The organism is Exiguobacterium sp. NPDC077395 (assembly GCF_050269125.1).
Lineage (GTDB): Bacteria > Bacillota > Bacilli > Exiguobacteriales > Exiguobacteriaceae > Exiguobacterium > Exiguobacterium aestuarii_A.
Genome location: NZ_JBNNHU010000001.1, coordinates 1,546,074 through 1,566,743, shown reverse-complemented (window position 1 = coordinate 1,566,743; position 20,670 = coordinate 1,546,074). Strand labels below are relative to the sequence as shown.

Annotated in this window: 23 protein-coding genes; all 23 read left to right on the top strand. The window is 47.7% G+C overall.

The window, feature by feature from the left end; translation table 11 throughout:
- Nucleotides 1-11: 11 nt before the first annotated feature.
- The 23 genes from lepB (at nucleotide 12) to ACQKD4_RS07960 (ending at nucleotide 20,668) form a co-directional block, all read left to right on the top strand.
- Complete coding sequence (lepB, locus tag ACQKD4_RS08070) at nucleotides 12-554, top strand: signal peptidase I (protein WP_074034770.1); 543 nt, start codon at nucleotides 12-14, stop codon at nucleotides 552-554.
- Between the two features lie 12 nt (nucleotides 555-566).
- A complete protein-coding gene (gene ylqF / locus ACQKD4_RS08065; protein WP_214745483.1) occupies nucleotides 567-1,427 on the top strand; it encodes a ribosome biogenesis GTPase YlqF in 861 nt (286 codons plus the stop codon).
- Between the two features lie 41 nt (nucleotides 1,428-1,468).
- Entirely contained in the window at nucleotides 1,469-2,221 is a 753-nt protein-coding gene (locus ACQKD4_RS08060; protein WP_427372997.1) for a ribonuclease HII, read from the top strand.
- A 14-nt stretch (nucleotides 2,222-2,235) separates the two neighbouring features.
- Entirely contained in the window at nucleotides 2,236-3,081 is an 846-nt protein-coding gene (locus ACQKD4_RS08055; protein WP_427372996.1) for a hypothetical protein, read from the top strand.
- On the top strand, nucleotides 3,078-3,338 hold the full coding sequence (locus ACQKD4_RS08050) for an EscU/YscU/HrcU family type III secretion system export apparatus switch protein (RefSeq protein ID WP_074034763.1): 261 nt from the start codon (nucleotides 3,078-3,080) through the stop codon (nucleotides 3,336-3,338). The genes ACQKD4_RS08055 and ACQKD4_RS08050 overlap by 4 nt, the downstream gene beginning before the upstream one ends.
- A gap of 120 nt (nucleotides 3,339-3,458) precedes the next feature.
- The gene (gene sucC / locus ACQKD4_RS08045) at nucleotides 3,459-4,619 is read left to right on the top strand and encodes an ADP-forming succinate--CoA ligase subunit beta (protein ID WP_074034761.1); all 1,161 of its coding nucleotides are present in this window, start codon (nucleotides 3,459-3,461) and stop codon (nucleotides 4,617-4,619) included.
- Between the two features lie 12 nt (nucleotides 4,620-4,631).
- Nucleotides 4,632-5,549 carry a succinate--CoA ligase subunit alpha gene (gene sucD / locus ACQKD4_RS08040; RefSeq protein ID WP_026826262.1) on the top strand — a complete coding sequence of 306 codons (918 nt, stop codon included), beginning with the start codon at nucleotides 4,632-4,634 and terminating at the stop codon, nucleotides 5,547-5,549.
- Nucleotides 5,550-5,599: 50 nt separating this feature from the next.
- A complete protein-coding gene (dprA, locus tag ACQKD4_RS08035) occupies nucleotides 5,600-6,394 on the top strand; it encodes a DNA-processing protein DprA (protein ID WP_214760364.1) in 795 nt (264 codons plus the stop codon).
- A gap of 65 nt (nucleotides 6,395-6,459) precedes the next feature.
- Nucleotides 6,460-8,556: a type I DNA topoisomerase gene (gene topA / locus ACQKD4_RS08030; RefSeq protein WP_214745468.1), complete on the top strand. Its 2,097-nt coding sequence runs from the start codon at nucleotides 6,460-6,462 to the stop codon at nucleotides 8,554-8,556.
- Nucleotides 8,556-9,866, top strand: a complete 1,311-nt coding sequence (gene trmFO, locus ACQKD4_RS08025) for an FADH(2)-oxidizing methylenetetrahydrofolate--tRNA-(uracil(54)-C(5))-methyltransferase TrmFO (protein ID WP_214691808.1) — start codon at nucleotides 8,556-8,558, stop codon at nucleotides 9,864-9,866. Before topA ends, trmFO begins: the two co-directional genes overlap by 1 nt.
- A gap of 184 nt (nucleotides 9,867-10,050) precedes the next feature.
- The gene (locus ACQKD4_RS08020; RefSeq protein ID WP_427372995.1) at nucleotides 10,051-10,932 is read left to right on the top strand and encodes a tyrosine-type recombinase/integrase; all 882 of its coding nucleotides are present in this window, start codon (nucleotides 10,051-10,053) and stop codon (nucleotides 10,930-10,932) included.
- Between the two features lie 11 nt (nucleotides 10,933-10,943).
- Nucleotides 10,944-11,492 (top strand): ATP-dependent protease subunit HslV, encoded by a 549-nt coding sequence (gene hslV / locus ACQKD4_RS08015; protein WP_427372994.1) that lies wholly within the window; start codon nucleotides 10,944-10,946, stop codon nucleotides 11,490-11,492.
- Nucleotides 11,489-12,859: an ATP-dependent protease ATPase subunit HslU gene (hslU, locus tag ACQKD4_RS08010; protein ID WP_214745463.1), complete on the top strand. Its 1,371-nt coding sequence runs from the start codon at nucleotides 11,489-11,491 to the stop codon at nucleotides 12,857-12,859. The genes hslV and hslU overlap by 4 nt, the downstream gene beginning before the upstream one ends.
- Nucleotides 12,860-12,895: 36 nt before the next feature.
- Nucleotides 12,896-13,675, top strand: a complete 780-nt coding sequence (gene codY, locus ACQKD4_RS08005) for a GTP-sensing pleiotropic transcriptional regulator CodY (protein WP_214691812.1) — start codon at nucleotides 12,896-12,898, stop codon at nucleotides 13,673-13,675.
- Nucleotides 13,676-13,948: 273 nt separating this feature from the next.
- On the top strand, nucleotides 13,949-14,317 hold the full coding sequence (gene flgB, locus ACQKD4_RS08000; RefSeq protein WP_427372993.1) for a flagellar basal body rod protein FlgB: 369 nt from the start codon (nucleotides 13,949-13,951) through the stop codon (nucleotides 14,315-14,317).
- A gap of 3 nt (nucleotides 14,318-14,320) precedes the next feature.
- Entirely contained in the window at nucleotides 14,321-14,749 is a 429-nt protein-coding gene (gene flgC / locus ACQKD4_RS07995; RefSeq protein ID WP_074034731.1) for a flagellar basal body rod protein FlgC, read from the top strand.
- A gap of 13 nt (nucleotides 14,750-14,762) precedes the next feature.
- Nucleotides 14,763-15,044: a flagellar hook-basal body complex protein FliE gene (fliE, locus tag ACQKD4_RS07990; RefSeq protein WP_427372992.1), complete on the top strand. Its 282-nt coding sequence runs from the start codon at nucleotides 14,763-14,765 to the stop codon at nucleotides 15,042-15,044.
- Nucleotides 15,045-15,066: 22 nt separating this feature from the next.
- The gene (gene fliF, locus ACQKD4_RS07985) at nucleotides 15,067-16,638 is read left to right on the top strand and encodes a flagellar basal-body MS-ring/collar protein FliF (RefSeq protein WP_214691816.1); all 1,572 of its coding nucleotides are present in this window, start codon (nucleotides 15,067-15,069) and stop codon (nucleotides 16,636-16,638) included.
- Nucleotides 16,639-16,643: 5 nt separating this feature from the next.
- On the top strand, nucleotides 16,644-17,651 hold the full coding sequence (gene fliG, locus ACQKD4_RS07980; RefSeq protein WP_031421657.1) for a flagellar motor switch protein FliG: 1,008 nt from the start codon (nucleotides 16,644-16,646) through the stop codon (nucleotides 17,649-17,651).
- Nucleotides 17,635-18,360, top strand: a complete 726-nt coding sequence (locus ACQKD4_RS07975) for a FliH/SctL family protein (RefSeq protein WP_214875463.1) — start codon at nucleotides 17,635-17,637, stop codon at nucleotides 18,358-18,360. The genes fliG and ACQKD4_RS07975 overlap by 17 nt, the downstream gene beginning before the upstream one ends.
- Nucleotides 18,347-19,666 carry a flagellar protein export ATPase FliI gene (gene fliI / locus ACQKD4_RS07970; RefSeq protein ID WP_427372991.1) on the top strand — a complete coding sequence of 440 codons (1,320 nt, stop codon included), beginning with the start codon at nucleotides 18,347-18,349 and terminating at the stop codon, nucleotides 19,664-19,666. Before ACQKD4_RS07975 ends, fliI begins: the two co-directional genes overlap by 14 nt.
- Nucleotides 19,663-20,097: a flagellar FliJ family protein gene (locus ACQKD4_RS07965; RefSeq protein ID WP_214875467.1), complete on the top strand. Its 435-nt coding sequence runs from the start codon at nucleotides 19,663-19,665 to the stop codon at nucleotides 20,095-20,097. The genes fliI and ACQKD4_RS07965 overlap by 4 nt, the downstream gene beginning before the upstream one ends.
- 1 nt (nucleotide 20,098) lies before the next feature.
- The gene (locus ACQKD4_RS07960; protein WP_427372989.1) at nucleotides 20,099-20,668 is read left to right on the top strand and encodes a MotE family protein; all 570 of its coding nucleotides are present in this window, start codon (nucleotides 20,099-20,101) and stop codon (nucleotides 20,666-20,668) included.
- Nucleotides 20,669-20,670 lie beyond the last annotated feature (2 nt).

Genomic DNA, 20,670 nt, shown 5'->3' with positions numbered 1-20,670 from the left:
AGTGAGTGAAGTTGAAAGAAGTGTTTAGTTGGCTCAAGGCCATCGTTGTCGCTCTTGTCATCGCGTTCGTCATCCGGACGTTCATCTTCGTTCCTGTCATCGTTGAAGGGGAGTCGATGATGCCGACACTCCACAATGCGGATCGAATGATCGTCAGTAAAATTTCGAACTATGTTGGTGAGCTAGACCGAGGTGATATCGTCGTATTCCATGCGACAGAATCAAAAGATTATATTAAACGTGTCATCGCCATTCCAGGCGACACGCTCGAATATCGAGATGACGTGCTCTATATTAACGGTGAAGCGGTAGAAGAACCGTATTTAGACGAGTTCCGCGCACAGATGAACGGGTTCCCGCTGACGGAGAATTTCACGCTTGAACAAGTGACAGGCGAGTCAGTCGTCCCTGAAGACTCATACTTCGTCATGGGAGACAACCGTCAAAACTCGAAGGACAGTCGTGAAATCGGATTTGTGTCGAAAGAGGAGATTGTCGGTAAGACGAACTTCATCTTCTGGCCGCTCGACGATGTTGGCACGGTAGAAGATTAAGGTGGTGCTTTTTTGGCAATTCAATGGTTTCCTGGCCACATGGCCAAAGCAAGAAGACAAGTAACTGAAAAATTAAAATTGATCGATGTCGTCATCGAGCTCGTGGATGCACGCGTGCCACAATCGAGCCGTAACCCGATGGTCGATGAGATCACGGCAGGCAAGCCGCGACTCATCGTCCTCAACAAAGCGGACATGGCCGACCCTGTCGTGACGGACGCGTGGTTACGTGCTCTGAAGCGAGAAGAGGTCGAAGTCGTCGCAGTTGATGCGAAGCATAGTAAAGGCTTGAAACAGCTCATCACAGGCGCTCAAAAGTTGATGCAAGAAAAACATGATCGCATGCGTGAAAAGGGACGTAACCCTGGCCCGATTCGTGCGCTCATCATCGGAATCCCGAACGTCGGGAAGTCGACGCTCATCAACCGTCTCGCAGGTCGTAACATCGCCATCACGGGCGATCGACCGGGTGTGACGAAGCGTCAACAGTGGATCAAGATGAAAGGTGGGGAGATGGAGCTCTTAGACACGCCAGGTATTCTCTGGCCGAAGTTTGAGGACCAACTCGTCGGCTATCGTCTCGCCGCGACCGGCGCCATCAAAGACGAGATTCTCAATTTAGATGATATCGCCTTGTATACGGTTCGTGAGTTGCATGCTCGTTATCCGGAACAATTAAAGGAACGCTTCAAACTCGAAACGTTACCGGAGGACGGCGTGGAACTCCTTGAGATGATTGGGAAAAAACGTGGTCTCATCAGTGGCGGTTACGTCGATTTTGAGAAGGCGAGCGAACTACTTTTGAATGAACTACGGCATGAAAAAATCGGACGGATCTCGCTTGAGACACCGGCTGACCATGAAATGGCGTAAAGTCCTGTGTAAACAGGGCTTTTTTGAATAGGAGGAAGAACGTGACGATTCAACAGATTAAACAACAACTAGCGGACATCCGATATGAAGAATGGGTACAAATCTTCCCGGCCTTGTCACAAGACCCCCGAGCAGGCGTGCAAACGTTGCTTCGGCAAAAAGAGCGCCAATTCGAGCGAGAACAAGCATTACAAGAGGATTTCAAGCGTCGAATGTCATATGAACGTGAATGGAAGTCACAAGGATTCACTCGAATTGTAGGAGTCGATGAGGTCGGACGTGGACCGCTCGCAGGACCGGTCGTGGCGGCTGCTGTCTTACTACCGGAAGGGTTTTATATCGCGGGGTTGGACGATTCGAAGAAAATGTCGAAAACGGCGAGAGACACGTCATACGATTACATCATGGAAGTCGCGGAAGTTGGTGTCGGAATCGTCGATCCTGCGGTAATCGATGAGGTCAACATCTATGAGGCGACGAAGCTTGCGATGATGGAGGCGATTCGTCAAGTCGGGGAGGTCGACGCTTTATTGATTGACGCCATGAAACTGGACCTCGACATACCTCAGCAGTCCTTGATTAAAGGGGACACGCTCAGCGTCTCAATCGCTGCGGCGAGTGTTGTCGCTAAGGTCGTCCGGGACCGGATGATGGAAGAATACGACCGGACGTATCCCGGTTACGGGTTTGCCAATAACGCCGGGTATGGGACAGAGGCTCATTTAGAAGGATTGAGACGTTACGGGGTGACACCGATCCATCGTCGTACATTCGCCCCGATCAAGCATATGTGAAAGGAGTGATGGCGTTGCGCATCGATCATCAAGGAGTTTTACCATTCAAAGTGACCGAACAGACGTCGCGACCGCTTTTGCTCGGGAATACAATTGTCGGGAAGGTGCTACAACTTCTGCCCGGCAATGAGGCAGTCATGCAGTTGCCGCAAGGAATCTTTCGGGTCGGTGTCAATGCGAACGTGAAAGAGAACGTGACGTATAAGATGGTCGTCACGGACGTCGAGCCGAAGCTCGTCTTGAAAGTCGTCCCACAAGCGACAGAAGCGCTCGTGGCTTCCAAATCACCTCTCCAGACATTAGGAGAACAACTTGCCCGTTTCATTCGCGAACCGATTCCGACACCAGAATCGGTCAAGACAGCCGGGAAAACGATGCTAGAGAGCGGAGCGGGGTCTGATGTAAAGGCGCTCGTCGGCGAGCTGTTCAAGGCGAAAGGCGAGCCGAAGTTCGAGCAGTTCGTGCGAACCCAGGAAGCGTTCAATGCGACCCAGAGCCCCCCGTTCGTCGCTCAAGCATTTCACATACCGCATTTAGGTCCGTTTGAACACGTTCAACTTCGTTTAGAAGCACCAAAACGAGAGGCGATTGATTCTGATCATGCTCGAATCGTCTTGTTTCTTGAAACGCCGCGATTCGGCGAAACAGGAATCGATGTGTTGATTCAAAAACGGTATGTATCCGTTCGGGTATTTAATGAGACTCACGATTTAAGTCCATACGTTCGTACATACGAACCGCTTCTAAAAGAAGGGTTGAAACGTGTCGATTTCGATTTGTCTTCTTTTTCATACGAAGCAAAGCGTGAGCGTGTGCCAGAGACATTTGCGCCTCTCGGAAAGGTGGATCTCCAAATATGAACGATCCAAAGAAAGCAATCGCTCTGTCATATGAGCAATCAATGGATGCCCCGCACGTCGTGGCAAAAGGGACGGGGATTGTCGCTGAGCGGATGCTTGAGATTGCTCAAGCGAACGGAATTCCTGTTCATGAGGACCCGGCACTCCTCTCCTTACTCTCAGCATTAAACATCGAAGAGCAGATTCCGGAGGACGTTTATCAAGTCATTGCCGAACTTTTTGTCTTTCTTTATCAGATGGAACAAGATAAAATTTGATTTGTCTAGGGTTATATGTGAAAAAAAGATGAAAACTTAAAGCAAGAACGATAGACAGCGCTTTCAGTTTTTCGTTACAATAGACGTGCCGATATTAAAGGGGACTAAGGGGGAAAACATATGAATATCCATGAGTATCAGGCGAAAGAATTGCTAAGAGAGTTTGGGGTAGCCGTTCCGACGGGTTATCCAGCCTTTACTGTTGAAGAAGCTGTAGCAGCAGCTGCTAAGCTTGACGGTGAGTTGAAAGTTGTAAAAGCTCAAATCCACGCAGGTGGACGCGGTAAAGCAGGTGGCGTCAAACTTGCGAAGACAGATGAAGAAGTGAAGCAATACGCGACAGAGATTCTCGGAAAAACGCTCGTGACACACCAAACAGGTCCGGAAGGAAAAGTTGTCCAGCGTCTCTATATCGAAGAAGGTTCTGCGATTGACCAAGAATTTTACTTAGGACTCGTGCTTGACCGTTCGATCGGCCGAATTGTCATCATGGGTTCATCAGAAGGTGGTATGGACATCGAGGAAGTCGCTGAACATACACCTGAGAAGATTCATAAAGAGATTGTCGATCCGGTTGTGGGCTTGCGTCCATTCCAAGCACGTCGTCTCGCATTCAAAATGGAAGTCCCGACGAAACTTGTGAACAAGTTCAGTGACATGGTCATGAAGTTGTACAAAGTATATGTCGAGACAGATTGCACAATCGCGGAAATCAACCCGCTCGTCACGACGAAAGACGGAAACGTCATCGCGCTCGATGCGAAGTTGAACTTCGATAGCAACGCACTTTATCGTCACTCAGATATCCTTTCGCTTCGTGATACGACGGAAGAAGATCCACGTGAAGTCGAGGCATCAAAACATGACCTCAGCTATATCGCACTTGATGGAAACATCGGTTGCCTTGTCAACGGTGCAGGCCTTGCGATGGCAACGATGGATATCATCAAACATTACGGCGCTGAACCCGCTAACTTCCTCGATGTAGGTGGCGGTGCGACGAAAGAAAAAGTTACAGAAGCGTTCAAATTGATTTTGTCTGATGACCAAGTCAAAGGAATCTTCGTTAACATTTTCGGTGGAATCATGAAGTGTGACATCATCGCAGAGGGGATTGTCGCAGCTACGAAAGAAATCGGACTCGACTTGCCACTCGTCGTTCGCTTAGAAGGAACGAACGTTGATGCCGGGAAGCGCATTCTCGATGAATCTGGACTTGCGATCACGACAGCTAGTTCGATGGCTGACGGTGCGGAAAAAATCGCAGCACTTGTTCGATAAGGGGGAAACGACATGAGTATTTGGGCGAATAAAGATACGAAAGTCATCATTCAAGGGATTACAGGGAAACAAGGTTTGTTCCACGGTGAACAGATGCTTGCTTATAACACGAAATTAGTCGGTGGGGTCACGCCAGGTAAAGGTGGTACGACCGTTCTCGACAACGTTCCAGTCTTCAACACAGTCTCTGAGGCGGTCGAAGCGACTGGTGCAAACGCATCAATCATCTACGTACCACCAGCTTTCGCAGCTGACTCGATCATGGAAGCAGCGGACAGTGGCATCGAACTCATCATCTGTATCACTGAAGGCATTCCTGTAGTGGACATGATCCAAGTGAAACGTTATCTCGAAGACAAGCCGGCTCGCTTGATCGGACCGAACTGTCCTGGAATCATCACGCCAGGAGAAGCAAAACTTGGAATCATGCCTGGCTATATTCATACGAAAGGGCATGTCGGAATCGTGTCACGTTCTGGAACGCTCACGTATGAGGCGGTTCATCAGTTGACGACGGCAGGGATCGGTCAATCGACAGCTGTCGGAATCGGGGGAGACCCAGTCAACGGAACAAACTTCATCGATACGCTCAAAGCGTTCAACGAAGACGAGGACACGAAAGCTGTCATCATGATCGGGGAAATCGGTGGAACAGCTGAAGAAGAGGCGGCTGAATGGGTGAAAGCGAACATGACGAAACCAGTCATCGGCTTCATCGGCGGACAGACGGCTCCTGAAGGCAAACGTATGGGACATGCCGGCGCAATCATCTCAGGTGGTAAAGGGACGGCTGCTGAAAAGATTAAGACGTTGAACGCGAATGGAATCGAAGTAGCTGAAACACCAGCTGTCATCGGTGAAACGTTGATTCGTGTCTTGAAAAATGAAGGTCTATACGAAGCGTGTGTCACGGGTCAACCGACGACATAAGAATCATGAGGGATGCTTGCATCCCTCATTTTTTTAAAGGAGAGATTGTGATGAATCAAACAATAGCTCGGTTTGCCGCTGCACGAATTCCGGTTGAGTTTGTGCATCATTATTTGAACGGGACGCTAGAAGCACATCGCACTCATTTTTCTTCACATGTCTGGAAGCGAGCTCATTCTGCGCTCCGCTCGTCCGAATCGTATTCCCGCTTCGTCACTTGGGAAGATGAAACGTTCCCGAAACGATTGCTCGAGATTCCTAACCCGCCGTACTGTTTGTTTTACGATGGAGATTTAGAGGTACTACAAGAAAGAACGACCGCGATGGTCGGAAGTCGTGAATTGAATCGAATTAGTCAATCGTTAGTGCAACACTATCACTCTTTAATAGAAGAAACTGTTTCCGTTTCAGGTGGAGCGCTTGGCATTGATGGTCTTGTCCACGCACACGCGTTAAATAAACATCGTCCGACCGTGGCGGTGCTCGGAGCTGGACTGAACAACCTCTATCCAGCAGCGAATCGACAGTTGCTCTTACGGATTCCGAAGCAAGGGATTCTCTTAAGTGAGTATGCCCCAAATACACCTGTTCAAAAATTTCAATTTTTGGAAAGAAATCGATTGGTGAGCGGTCTCGGTGACACGCTCGTTGTCTTACAGGCGAGACGAAAGAGCGGAACGATGAATACGGTCGGACACGCGCTAGAGCAGGGAAAGACGGTGTTCGCCGTACCCGGTTCACCGCTTGATCCATTAGCGGAAGGACCGAATCGATTGATTGAAGAAGGCGCGATTCCATTGACGAATTCCGATCAAATTATTCGAGATCTCAGGATTGTACGTTGACAAACCGGTGAGAACATGAATATTATGGTAGGGATTTAAATGACCTCTAAAAGGGGAGCAGATGTATGGCAAAATATTTGGTGATCGTTGAGTCACCTGCGAAAGCAAAAACAATTAAACGTTATTTAGGTCCGAATTATATGGTCAAAGCTTCGATGGGACACGTCATCGATTTACCGAAGAGTCAACTCGGTGTAGACGTCGAACACGACTTTGAACCGAAGTATATTACCATCCGTGGTAAAGGACCCGTATTGAAAGAATTGAAGACAGCGGCGAAAAAAGCCACAAAAATCTTTCTCGCAGCCGACCCCGACAGAGAAGGGGAAGCGATTGCCTGGCATTTGGCTCGCGCACTCGGCGTAGATGAAACGACTGAATGTCGTGTCGTTTTTAACGAGATCACAAAAGATGCAATTAAAGAATCATTTAAACATCCACGTAAAATCAATCATGACCTCGTCGATGCGCAACAAGCACGACGGATTTTAGACCGTCTCGTCGGATACGGGATGAGTCCGTTATTATGGAAGAAAGTCAAAAAAGGACTATCTGCTGGACGAGTTCAGTCGGTTGCCGTGAAGATGATCATCGACCGTGAACGCGAGATCAATGCGTTCGACCCAGAAGAATATTGGACGATCAAGCTCGACTTGAATCATGATGGGGAAACGTTCGAGACTTCATTTTACGGAAAAGATGGGAAAAAGATGGAATTGAAGTCGGAAGAAGACGCTCAAGCCGTCCTTGATGCCATCAACGACGAATTCAAAGTCATCGACGTGACGAAGAAAGAACGTAAACGCAACGCTTCGTTGCCGTTCACGACAAGTTCGTTGCAACAAGATGCGGCACGTAAATTGAATTTCCGTGCGAAAAAGACGATGATGCTCGCCCAACAATTATATGAAGGAATCGACCTCGGTAAGAAAGAGGGAACGGTCGGTTTGATTACGTATATGCGTACAGACTCGACACGAATCTCGGACTTGGCGAAGGGAGAGGCGAAAGAATACATCGAATCGACATTCGGTGAAGAATACGTCGCCTCACAGAAGCAAAAGGAAAAGAAAGCGGCCAACGCACAAGATGCGCACGAAGCGATTCGACCGACTTCGGCACTCCGCGACCCCGCTTCTTTAAAACCTTATTTGTCTCGTGACCAGTTACGCCTTTATAAATTAATTTGGGAACGTTTGATTGCGAGTCAAATGGCACCTGCTGTACTCGATACCGTCAAGATCGATGTAGAGTCGAACGGGATGATTTTCCGTGCGAATGGTTCGACCGTCAAATTCCCAGGTTTCATGAAAGTGTATATCGAATCGAAAGATGATGATATCGAGGACACGAATCAAGAGAAAGAAGGCTTACTACCACCTCTTGAAGTCGAGGATACGGTCAGCTTTGAAGCGATTGAGCCGAAGCAACACTTCACGCAACCACCGCCGCGTTACACGGAAGCACGACTCGTCCGCGCGATGGAAGAGCTCGGTATCGGTCGCCCGTCAACGTATGCGCCGACACTCGACACGATTCAGCGTCGTGGTTATGTCGTCTTAGAAGAGAAGAAGTTCCTTCCGACAGAGCTCGGTGAACTCGTCATTGAAATGATTGATGAATATTTCAATGACTTCATCACCGTACAGTTCACGGCCGACATGGAAACGCTCCTTGACTCGATTGAGCATAAAGAAGTGGAGTGGACAGAAGTCGTCGCTCCAATCTATCGTTCATTCGAGAAACGCTTGAAGCGTGCCGAAGAAGAAATCGAAAAGATTGAAGTGAAAGATGAGCCTGCGGGAATCGATTGTGAAGTTTGTGGTTCACCGATGGTCATCAAGATGGGTCGATACGGTAAGTTTATGGCTTGCTCGAACTTCCCGAACTGTACGAACACGAAACCAGTTCAAGTTGAGATTGGTGTCCCTTGCCCAGACTGTAAGGACGGACAAATCGTGGAACGTCGTAGTAAAAAAGGACGCCTCTTCTATGGCTGCTCGAACTATCCAGAATGTGAGTTCGTCTCATGGGATAAACCGGTTGCGAAACCGTGCCCAGTATGCGACAGTTTGATGGTCGAGAAGAAAATTAAAGACGGCGTGAAATACCAATGTACGAAATGTACCCATACCGAGGTACATCAGCAAGAGGAGGATTAATGTTGCAACAACGTGTAACTGTAATCGGAGCCGGTTTGGCCGGTTCCGAAGCGGCTTGGCAACTCGCCAAGCGCGGCATTCAAGTAGATTTGTATGAAATGAGACCGGTCCGTCAAACACCGGCGCACCACACGGATCAATTCGCGGAGCTCGTCTGTTCGAACTCGCTACGGGCGAACGGTCTTCAAAATGCGGTCGGCGTCTTGAAAGAAGAGATGCGTACACTCGACTCGCTCATCTTGAAAGCGGCAGACACGGCAAGCGTCCCAGCTGGTGGCGCCCTTGCTGTTGACCGTCATGAGTTTGCTGGATTCATCACGGAGAAGTTGAAGAACCATGAAAACGTCACGGTGCATACCGAGGAATTAAAAGAAATTCCTGAAGGGATTGTCATCGTCGCGACAGGGCCATTGACGTCTCCGGATTTATCGGCATCGCTCAAAGCGTTCACAGGGGAAGATTATCTTTACTTCTACGATGCGGCCGCTCCAATTCTAGATGGCGATACAATCGATCGCGATAAAGTATACTTGAAGTCGCGCTATGATAAAGGTGAAGCCGCTTACTTGAACTGCCCGATGACAGAAGAAGAGTTTGATGTCTTTTACGAAGAATTGATCAAGGCGGAAGTCGTTCCGTTAAAAGAGTTCGAAAAAGAGATTTACTTCGAAGGTTGTATGCCGTTTGAAGTCATGGCTGAGCGTGGGAAGAAGACACTTCTCTTCGGACCGATGAAGCCGGTCGGTCTAGAAGATCCGAAGACGGGCAAACGTCCGTATGCGGTCGTTCAACTTCGTCAGGACAACTCAGCAGGAACGCTTTATAACTTGGTCGGCTTCCAGACGCATTTGAAGTGGGGCGAACAGAAGCGTATCATCCGTCTCATCCCTGGACTCGAAAATGCAGATATCGTTCGTTACGGTGTCATGCACCGCAACACGTTCATCAATTCACCGAGCTTGTTGAAACCGACGTATCAGGCGCGCACGCGTGACACATTATTCTTTGCTGGTCAGATGACGGGAGTAGAAGGATACGTGGAGTCAGCAGCGTCAGGATTGTTGGCGGGAATCAATGCAGCGAAGATGATCGCAGGAGAAGAGCTCGTCGTCTTACCACGTGAAACGATGCTCGGTTCGATGGCGCACTACATCACGACGGCAGACGGGAAGCACTTCCAGCCGATGAATGCGAACTTTGGATTGGTCCCATCTTTAGAGGACGCTCCGAAGAAAATGAAAAAACAAGAACGGTACGAGCGTTACGCCAACCGTGCTTTAGAAACGATTCAACAATTTAAGGACCTTTGAACAGGAGAGCCAGTTTTTGGCTCTTTTGTTTTGAAATAAAGTTTCAATTGTGTATTTTGTTTCATACTTTGAAAATTTTCAGATTATTGAACGACTATCTATTGTCACCATACATTCTGTATGCTATGCTAATTTCGATTTGACGAGAACATGCGTTTTTACGTGTCATCGAGGAGGCGATAAAATGGGATTCTTAGAGGATCGACAATCATTTTTACGCTACTGCCAAATTGAACGTCGACTGTCTCCTCATACGAAACGCTCCTACGAGCAAACGCTCGACCAGTACGCCGCATATTGCCAATCGACGCATCAAGATCCCTATGATGCAAAGACGGCGCGGCGTTATTTATATGTCCTTTATGAGAAACAATTGGCCGCGTCTACGGTGTCCCAGAAAGTATCTTGCCTCAAACAGTTCGGGAAATATATGGCGAGAGAGCATGGGGGAGAGCCCTTGTTCCACGACCTGACTTCACCGAAAAAGCGACAGTCCTTGCCGACGTTCGCCGTCCCATCCGAAGTCGAACGGTTGTTAGAGGCGGCTTCTATGCAAGACGACCCTTATTTACAGGCGAGAGACGTCGCCATCGTTGAGGTGTTGTACGGAACGGGCATTCGCGTCGCAGAGCTTTGTGGGATGAACCTGTCTTCCTTTGACGATGTCTTATCTTTCGTCCATGTGATGGGGAAAGGAAAGAAAGAACGGTACGTTCCAATCGGTCAATATGCCGTACAAGCATTGAAGCGCTATGTAGAAATACGGAAAGACGTCGGACTCCCGACGGAAAGCGCATTATTTTTGAGTCAAAAAGGGAATCGGATGACAACAGACCAAATTCGGTATGTCATGAAGCGTTTGAGAAAAGACAGTGGGGTACATAAGCCGTTGACCCCGCACTCGTTGCGACATAGCTTTGCAACGGACCTATTGGAGCGGGGAGCGGATTTGCGCGCTGTCCAAGAGTTGCTCGGTCACGAGTCCTTGTCGACGACCGGACGCTATACCCACGTATCGACTGAACGATTACGTTCGATTTATCAAGCGACACATCCAAGAAAGTAGGAGGTTACGATATGTTTCATGCAACAACGATTTTTGCAGTTCGACACAATGGCCAATGCGCGATGAGTGGAGATGGCCAAGTCACATTCGGGAATGCCGTCATCATGAAAAACAAAGCGAAGAAAGTCAGACGCTTATACGGCGGGAAAGTCGTTGCCGGTTTTGCAGGCAGTGTAGCCGATGCTTTCACATTGTTTGAAAAGTTTGAATCGAAACTTGAAATGTATAACGGTAACTTACCGCGTGCCGCGGTCGAGCTTGCCAAAGAGTGGCGCGGGGATAAAATCTTGCGGCAACTCGAGGCGCTATTGATTGTGATGGATGCTGACCATTTACTGCTCGTTTCTGGGAATGGAGAAGTGATTGAGCCGGATGACGGGATCCTTGCAATCGGTTCGGGTGGTAATTACGCACTCGCAGCAGGTCGTGCACTCGTCCGCCATTCCGCTGAGAAGTCAGCGAAAGAAATCGCACGAGCCGCTCTCGAGATTGCCGGTGAGCTTTGCGTGTATACGAATGATCAAGTCATTGTAGAAACGATCGGAGGCGATGCTGAATGAATCGAGAGTTGACACCAAGACAAATCGTATCGGAACTAGACAAGTTCGTAATCGGTCAGAAGGACGCCAAACGAGCTGTATCGATTGCATTGCGTAATCGTTATCGTCGTCAGAAATTAAGTGCAGACCTTCGTGATGAAGTCACACCGAAAAACATTTTGATGATCGGACCGACTGGGGTCGGGAAGACCGAAATCGCACGTCGTTTAGCGAAGTTGGTCGGGGCACCGTTCGTCAAAGTGGAAGCGACGAAATTTACGGAAGTCGGTTACGTCGGTCGTGACGTCGAGTCGATGGTACGAGATCTCGTCGAAGCATCCGTTCGTCTCGTGAAAGAAGAGAAGAAAGAAGATGTGAAGGAGCCGGCAGAGCGAGCAGCGACAGAACGATTGCTAGATGCCTTACAAGGGAAAGCGAAAGCTACACCAAGTGCATCAAACCCGTTCGAGGCGTTGTTCGGTGGGCAGACACAACAGCCTGAATCGACAACGGATACGTCAAAGAATGACCGGGCACAGCTTCGCCGTCTTCTCGAGCTCGGTGAACTAGAAGACCGAGTCATCGAAGTTGAGCTTGAAGAAAAGCAAACGATGGATTTGTTCCAAGGGCAAGGAATGGAAGGGTTATCAAACCTTCAAGATATGCTCGGACAAATCGTTCCGAAGAAACGGAAGCAACGGAAGTTGACCGTCCGTGAAGCGAGACCGCTTCTCATAGCGGAAGAAGCTGAAAATCTTCTGGATTTGAACGAAGTACATGATGAAGCGGTGCAGCGTAGTGAACAGATGGGCATCATCTTCGTCGATGAAATCGATAAGATTGCAACGAAGTCGCAAGACCATGCTGGTGTCTCTCGTGAAGGCGTGCAGCGCGATATCCTTCCGATTGTCGAAGGGTCAACGGTCGTCACGAAGTACGGACCGGTCAAAACCGATCATGTTCTCTTTATTGCAGCTGGAGCGTTCCATATGGCCAAACCGTCTGATTTGATTCCGGAGTTGCAAGGTCGCTTCCCAATTCGTGTCGAATTGAACAGCTTGACGGAAGAGGACTTCGTCAAAATCTTGACAGAACCATCTCAGGCGTTAATCAAACAATATACTGCATTATTGGAATCGGAAGAAATCACGGTCCGATTCACGCATGAAGCGATTGAAGAAATCGCAAAAATTGCGACACATGTCAATCGTGAGACCGATGACATCGGCGCGCGTCGCCTTTATACTATTATGGAGCGCGTGTTAGAAGATCTTTCATTTGAGGCGGCAGATATGCCGCAAACAAGCGTGGAAATCACTCCCGCTTATGTACAAGCTAAAGTTGGGTCGATCGCGGATGACCGAGACCTCAGCCAATATATTTTATAAGATTCTGTATGCACATACAGGGAGGAAATAGACATTATGAATTTACTAGACAAAACTCGCCAATTAAACACGATGCTTCAACAAGAAGCGAGTGCGCACGTTGATTTTAAAGAAATGGCGGATAAAATGCGTGAAGTGCTTGAATCCAATACGTTTATCGTGAGCCGTCGTGGTCGCCTACTTGGCTTTGCGATCAAACAACAGATTGAGAATGACCGCATGAAGGCATTTCTCGTTGATCGACAGTTCCCGGAACCATATGCTTCAAACTTGTTCAATGTGAAAGAAACGACAGCGAACATCGATATTGACAGCGAGTATACAGCGTTCCCTGTAGAGAACCACGATTTGTTCCTCAACTCGAAGACGACGATTGTCCCAATCATCGGTGGTGGTGAGCGTCTAGGGACGCTCGTGTTAGGTCGATTGGCTAACGAGTTCACAGAAGATGACCTCGTCCTCGCCGAATATAGTGCGACAGTCGTTGGCATGGAAATCCTTCGTGAGAAAGCGGCAGAAGCAGAAACGTCAGCCCGTAAAAAAGCTGTTGTTCAAATGGCAATCAATTCATTGTCGTATTCAGAGCTTGAAGCGATTGAACACATTTTCGAAGAGCTCGGCGGAAACGAAGGGTTGTTAGTTGCTTCCAAAATTGCCGACCGTGTGGGAATCACACGTTCTGTCATCGTGAACGCACTTCGGAAACTTGAAAGTGCAGGTGTCATTGAATCACGTTCATTAGGAATGAAAGGAACGTATATCAAGATATTAAATGATAACTTCTTGTTTGAATTGCAAAAACTGAAATCAAACTGAAACACAACTTTTAATGTGCATTTTCCATTGAAAATACTATAAAAAGGGACTTTGTTCCTAAAAAACCGCTTTCTCCATTGAGGAAGCGGTTTTTTTTAGTGCAAAAGTAATCATTTTCAGAATTTGTCGTTAATTCGACAAAAAGATGCGAAGCCATTTACCTATGTTTTAAAAAATATCTTTCAGAACTGTTACAGATTTGTTTCAATGAAATAGTAGAATTTCCAAATCAGGTATATATCAGTAATGAGCATATGAAAGCGAGTGAACGCCGTGAATTGGATTGGTAGTGACTATCAATTACTCAAGCAAGCCGTCAATCATGCAGTCCTCAATCAAAAAGTGATTAGTCATAATCTTTCGAATATCGATACGCCAAACTTCAAAGCAAAGCAAGCCGTGTTTGAACAGACGCTCCAAAGCGAGATGCGACTGAAACTCCAAGGTGGGCGCCCGAGTGATTCGACGCAGTCTACTGTCGTCAATCGTGCAGGTGGGGCGATGCGAAGTGATGGTAACAACGTCGACTTAGATTATGAGATGAGTGAACTGGCACGTAATCAACTCCAGTATGAGGCGATGATGGAACAATTAAATCGCAGGCTAGGTGGGTTGAAATCTGTTATCCGAGGAGGTCGTTAATCGATGGGAATGTTTGATAGTTTTCATATTTCAGCTACTGCTTTAACGTCTCAACGTTTGCGGATGGATACCGTATCGGCGAACATTGCCAACGCTCAGACGACTCGAGGAAAACTTGTCGATGGGGAGTGGCAACCGTACACGAGAAAGATGACGGTATTACAGGAAGCACCTTTCCGTAAACAGTTAAATGCCGTCAATGGTGGGGTTCAGGTAGCTCAAATCATTGAGGACGATGCACCGTATAAGCTTGCTTACAATCCAAGTCATCCTGATGCAGACGAGCGGGGATATGTCCAAATGCCGAACGTTGATTTACTTAAAGAAATGGTCGACCTTATGGGTGCGACCCGCTCTTACGAAGCAAACATCGCCGCGATGAACGCATCAAAAGCGATGCTCGTCAAAGCGATGGAGATTGGAAAAGGATAAGGAGTGACGAAGGATGCAAATTAATCCGATTCAAATGATGAGCCCAGAAATCACGCCATCAATGAACAAAGCGAACCCATCTCAATTCGGGTCATATTTGAATGAAGCGATGAATGCGTTGAACGAGACGCAACAAGCGACGAGTCAAGCCCGTCAAGATTTAGCTGTCGGGAAAGCGGACCTTCATCAAGTCATGATTCAAAGTGAAGAGTCGTCGATTGCGATGCAACTTGCCATCGAGGTGAGGAACAAGGCTGTTGAAGCCTATCAAGAAATGATGCGAATGCAAGTTTAATTGTAGAGGATGACAAGTTGCGATGAATGAACAATTAAAAGAACGATTCAAATCGATGACCGATGCGCTGAAATCGATGCCGGCAAAGCGGAAGCTCATATGGGGGATTTCCATTGCGGTCATTTTAATCGCGGCCCTCTTACTCACTTTCTTCCTTGCAAGACCGAACATGGCTCCTTTGTACACGAACTTATCCGCGCAAGAAGCGGGAGAAGTGACAGAGAAACTAACGGCGGATGGGGTGAAGTCAGAAATAAAAGCGACTTCGAACGGGGTCAGTGTATACGTGCCAAATGAAATGGTCGACCAATTGAAAGTGAGCCTTGCTGCGGCTGGGATCCCCAAATCCGGGTCAATCGACTATAGTTTCTTCAGTGAGAATGCTGGTTTCGGAACGACAGACCGAGAAATGGCGGTCATTGAACGAAGTGCGATGCAGACCGAACTAGAGCGGCTCATTACCCAAATCGAAGGGATCAATCAAGCGAAAGTCATCATCTCGCTTCCTGAGAAGTCTGTCTTTTTAGCGGAAGACCAAGGTGAGCCCACAGCCTCGATCGTGTTAAATATCGGAGCAGGAACGAATCTAGAACCGAACACGGTCAAAGGTCTCTATCATTTAATCAGTAAAAGTGTCCCGAACTTAAAACCTGAAAACATCTCGATCATGGACCAATACTTTACGTATTATGACCTTGATCAAACCGTTGTGGCTGGGGGCTCTTCCTCTGATCCGTTGGCACTGAAACGTCAAGTTGAAAAAGACGTCCGTCAACAAATTCAGCAGATGTTGTCTGTTCTTCTTGGTGAACGGAGCGTTCTTGTCTCTGTCACAGCAGATATTGATACGACTCAGACTGCCGAAGAACAAAACCTTGTCACGCCAGTCAATGAAGAGAGCATGGAAGGTATCGTGACTTCGGCCGAACGAATTGCAGAAGCGTATACAGGTGGTACGGGGACGGCGACAGAAGCGACTGGGACCGGTGAGAATGACACGATCAACTTCCCTGCTGCTACAGGTGACAGCACAGAAGAAAGTGAAAAAAATCATGAAATCATTAATTATGAAGTGAATCGCATTACGAAACAGATTCAAAATGCACCATACACCATCCGCGACCTTGGGGTGCAATTGATTGTAGAACCACCAGACGGCGCAACGAGTATTGACCCACAACTTGAAGGTGATCTTGAGACGATGATGTATTCCATCATTCGAACATCACTAGCGAAAACGGACGAAGCTATCACAGATGCGGAGCTTGAACAAAAAGTAGTCGTTGTTTCGAGACCGTTCGCTGAAGCAGAAGAGGTGGCAACGGCAGAGCAGCCTACACCATGGTGGATGTACGCTTCAGCAGCCGGAGCAGTCGTCTTGCTTGCCTTAATCTTCTTCGCAATGCGTAGACGTAAACAAGAAGTAGTGGAAGAGACGAACGAGTGGGAAGTTCCATATGAAGATGAAGTACCTGACCTAGACCTCGAGGAACGAGGCGAAGGGGCTGTGAAGAAGAAACAGTTAGAAAAATTAGCTGAAAGTAATCCAGAAGAGTTTGCTAAACTGCTTCGTACTTGGATGTCTGAGGAGTGAGTAACGTGAACTATGCCAAACAATCGAATCGAGAAAAAGCAGCAATGCTCATGATCTCATTAGGTCCAGAAGTGGCAGCGAATGTTTATAAACATCTTTCGGAAGAAGAGATGGAGCAGTTGACGCTTCAAATCTCGGCACTCAAAAAGGTGTCTCCAGAAGAAAAAGAGAGCATTCTCGGTGAGTTCCACGAACTTGCGATGGCTCAGAGCTACATTACCCAAGGTGGGATTGGCTTTGCCAAAACAGTTCTTGAAAAAGCGGTCGGTGAAGATAAGGCGATGGCATTGATTCATCGTTTGACATCGACTTTACAAGTTCGACCGTTCGAGTTTGCTCGGAAAGCCGACCCGAAACAGTTACTGAACTTTATTCAAAACGAACATCCACAGACGATTGCTCTAATCTTAGCTCACTTAGAGCCGGTCAAGTCAGGGCAAATCTTATCGGAACTCCCTCCTGAGATTCAATCGGAAGTTGCGAAACGGATTGCGACGATGGACCGACTTAATCCGGATGTTATTCATGAAGTCGAACAAATCCTTGAAAAGAACCTCTCTCAGACGGATATGCAAGATTATGCCCAGTCGGGTGGAATCGAGGCGGTCGTCGAAGTATTGAATGGGGTCGATCGTACGACCGAGCGTACCATTCTTGACGCACTCGAGATTGAAGATCCTGAACTCGCAGAAGAAATCAAGAAGCGTATGTTTGTCTTCGAGGACATCGTTACGCTCGATTCACGCGCGATTCAACGAATCATTCGCGAAGTGGCGAACGACGACTTGTTGCTAGCACTCAAAGTGTCGTCAGAAGAAGTGAAACAAATTATCTTCAAAAACATGTCTCAACGGATGGTCGAAACGTTCAAAGAAGATATGGAATTTATGGGACCTGTTCGATTGCGTGACGTCGAAGAAGCACAAAGTCGAATCGTCGGAATCATTCGTCGTCTAGAAGACGTCGGTGAGATCGTGATCAGTCGAGGTGGGGGAGATGACATCGTTGTCTAATGTGATCAAACGTCAACGCGCGACATCGCATATTCCTCATCGAATTGAATCAAAACGATTGGAATCATCCATTCCGGACCCGGTTGAAGGCATCGATCATCATCAAGTCATCGAGTCGCGTTATGAGAAATTAAGACAGGATGAAGAAGCGTTTCAACTGTTTCAGCAGACAGAAATCGAACAACTCGAACGATTCAAACAAGAAGCATATGAACAGGCTCGATTAGAAGGTTATGAAGCGGGCCTACTCCAAGGAAGACAAGATGGGTATGCCGAGTTTGAAGACGTTACGACGCGTCTGAACTCGGTCTCCACTGAACTCGAACAACTGTTCCAAGAAAAATGGAAGCAGGCAGAAGTCCAACTCATTGACCTTGCGATTGCAGTAAGTGCGCAAGTGACGACAGATCTTGTCCGAAAAGATGAGGCGTTGTTTGCGGAGATGATTCAAGAACAGATGGCGCACCTCATTGATGCAGAAGCGTTGACGATCTTCGTTCATCCCACTCGTCTTGCTTCGATTCAGCGATTTGAATCGTTGTGGCGTGATGAAGAGACACCTCCTTTGAAATATCGGGGAGACGGCTCTTTAGATGAAACGTCCGTGCGCATTGAATCACCACATCGAGGGAATGAAATCGACCTTTCGTACAGCTTCGAAAGAATCCAAGCCAAAATCGAGGAGGTTTTAGCGGATGGCGCTTATTGAGCAGGTCATCGATACGATCAAACAGTCTACGGATGGCGAGTTTACTCGCAAAATCGGTCGAGTTTGTCGGGTCGTAGGGTTGATGATCGAGTCAAATGGACCGAGTGCATTTGTCGGGGAGCGATGTTTCATCATGCTCCCTTCAAATGAGTCGGTCGAAGCGGAAGTGGTGGGCTTTAATGAAGAGCGCGTCCTTCTCATGCCATACGGTGAAACGACACAGATTGCACCCGGTTGTTTAGTAAAAGGGACCGGGAAGATGCTTCAAGTCCCTGTCGGTGAAGAACTGATTGGACAAGTGCTCGACGGTTTAGGACGTCCTTTGTCGGGTGAACGACTTGTGACAGGTAAGCGGTATGATGTCCAACGTAAACCGCCAAACCCGTTGAATCGTCCAAGGATTTTAGATGCCTTGTCGACTGGTGTTCGTATGATCGATGGTCTACTGACTGTAGGAAAAGGGCAACGTGTTGGGTTGTTTGCCGGTTCTGGGGTCGGGAAGTCCACGTTACTCGGAATGATTGCCAAACGCTCCTCGGCAGATATTAACGTCATCGCCTTAATTGGGGAACGTGGTCGGGAAGTAAAGGAATTCATTGAAAAAGAGCTTGGTCCAGAAGGGATGGCCCGATCTGTCGTCATTGTGGCGACAAGCGACCAACCCCCGCTCGTCCGATTGAAAGGGGCATATACCGCAACCGCAATCGCCGAATACTTTCGTGATCAAGGCAAAGAAGTGGTGCTCATGATGGACTCGGTGACACGTTTTGCAATGGCCCAACGAGAAATCGGGCTCGCGACGGGAGAACCACCGACATCGAAAGGATATACACCGTCTGTTTTTGCGATGCTCCCGCAATTGTTAGAACGAAGCGGGACGGCGGCGACTGGATCGATTACAGCATTTTATACGGTCCTCGTCGATGGTGACGATATGAACGAACCGATTGCCGATGCGGTGCGTGGGATATTAGATGGACACTTTGTCATGGATCGCGCGCTTGCAAACCGTGGACAGTTTCCTGCGATTCATGTATTGAAGTCAATCAGTCGGGTCATGAACCAAATCGCCTCGCCATCACATCGTGAAGCCGCACAAACGTTTCGGAGTTGGCTGGCGACATATATCGATGCCGAGGACTTGATTAACATCGGCGCATATAAAAAAGGGTCGAATCCAGCGATTGACACCGCAATCGAGAAGTATCCATACTTATTGACATTTTTGAAACAATCAATCGATGAAGACGCAGCATTCCAACAAACGATGACTCATTTGTCAGACATTGCGCGAGGTGAATCATGAACAGACTTATTTTAGAACGAATCATGCCAATTGCTGAACATGAGAAAGAAGATGCTGCTTCAGAAGTTAGAGGCTTCAAGGCTAAACTCGAAACGGAAATGGAAGCGTTGTATGACCTTCTCCTCATGTATGAGTCATTGATTAAACATCAAGATGAGCAGCAAGGGTATATTGATTTACTCATGTCTCAGTACCGAGAAAAAACGCGTGAGCAGGTAAAGCGTCAAATCGAAACGCAACAGCTCGTCGTCCAACAAGCACGCAATCGTTATCATGCGTCGCAAGAAAGACTGCTTGGGAAAGTAGTGGAAGAAAAGAAATATGTGACGCTACATGAAAAGGTCAGTTTACAAGAGATGTCAGCGGCAAAACTCACAGAGCAACTAATGATGGACGAACTCGCTGTGATTCATCATGGGAAAGGGAAGTAGCATGACAAAAGAGAACAATAAACGAGGCAAACAAATGATTGTGGCGTTGGTCCTCATCCCGGCAATCTTCATTTTAGTCGGCGGAATGGTCGTCATGAACTATGCGATGGATCGTCCACTTTTATCTGTACCATTCCTACCAGTTAGCGAGGAAGAAAAGTCATCAGAAACGCCTGAGACGTCTGAAGCGAAAGTGAATGTCACGGGCATCGACAGTGACGCCACGAACCGGTTGAAAGCAGCAAACAGTGAGATTGAAAAACTTCGAAATGAAAATGTGGAACTGACGAATGAAGTGAAAGCGAGACAAGAAGAGATCACCGATTTAATACGAGAACGTGACCGACTTGTCTCCGAACTTGCGGCGGCCACAACGGAAGAGGAAAATTCATCTGACATTTCCAGTGTGTATGAAGAGATGTCTGCCAAACAAGCTGCGGCCATTATGGGGGAACTAGAGAGTCCCCAAGTGGCTGAACTGTTAAAAGAATTATCACCGAAGCAACAGGCTGATATTTTAGGGAGGATGAATGCGCAACAAGCTGCAGTTGTGACACAGCTTCTCCAATGAAT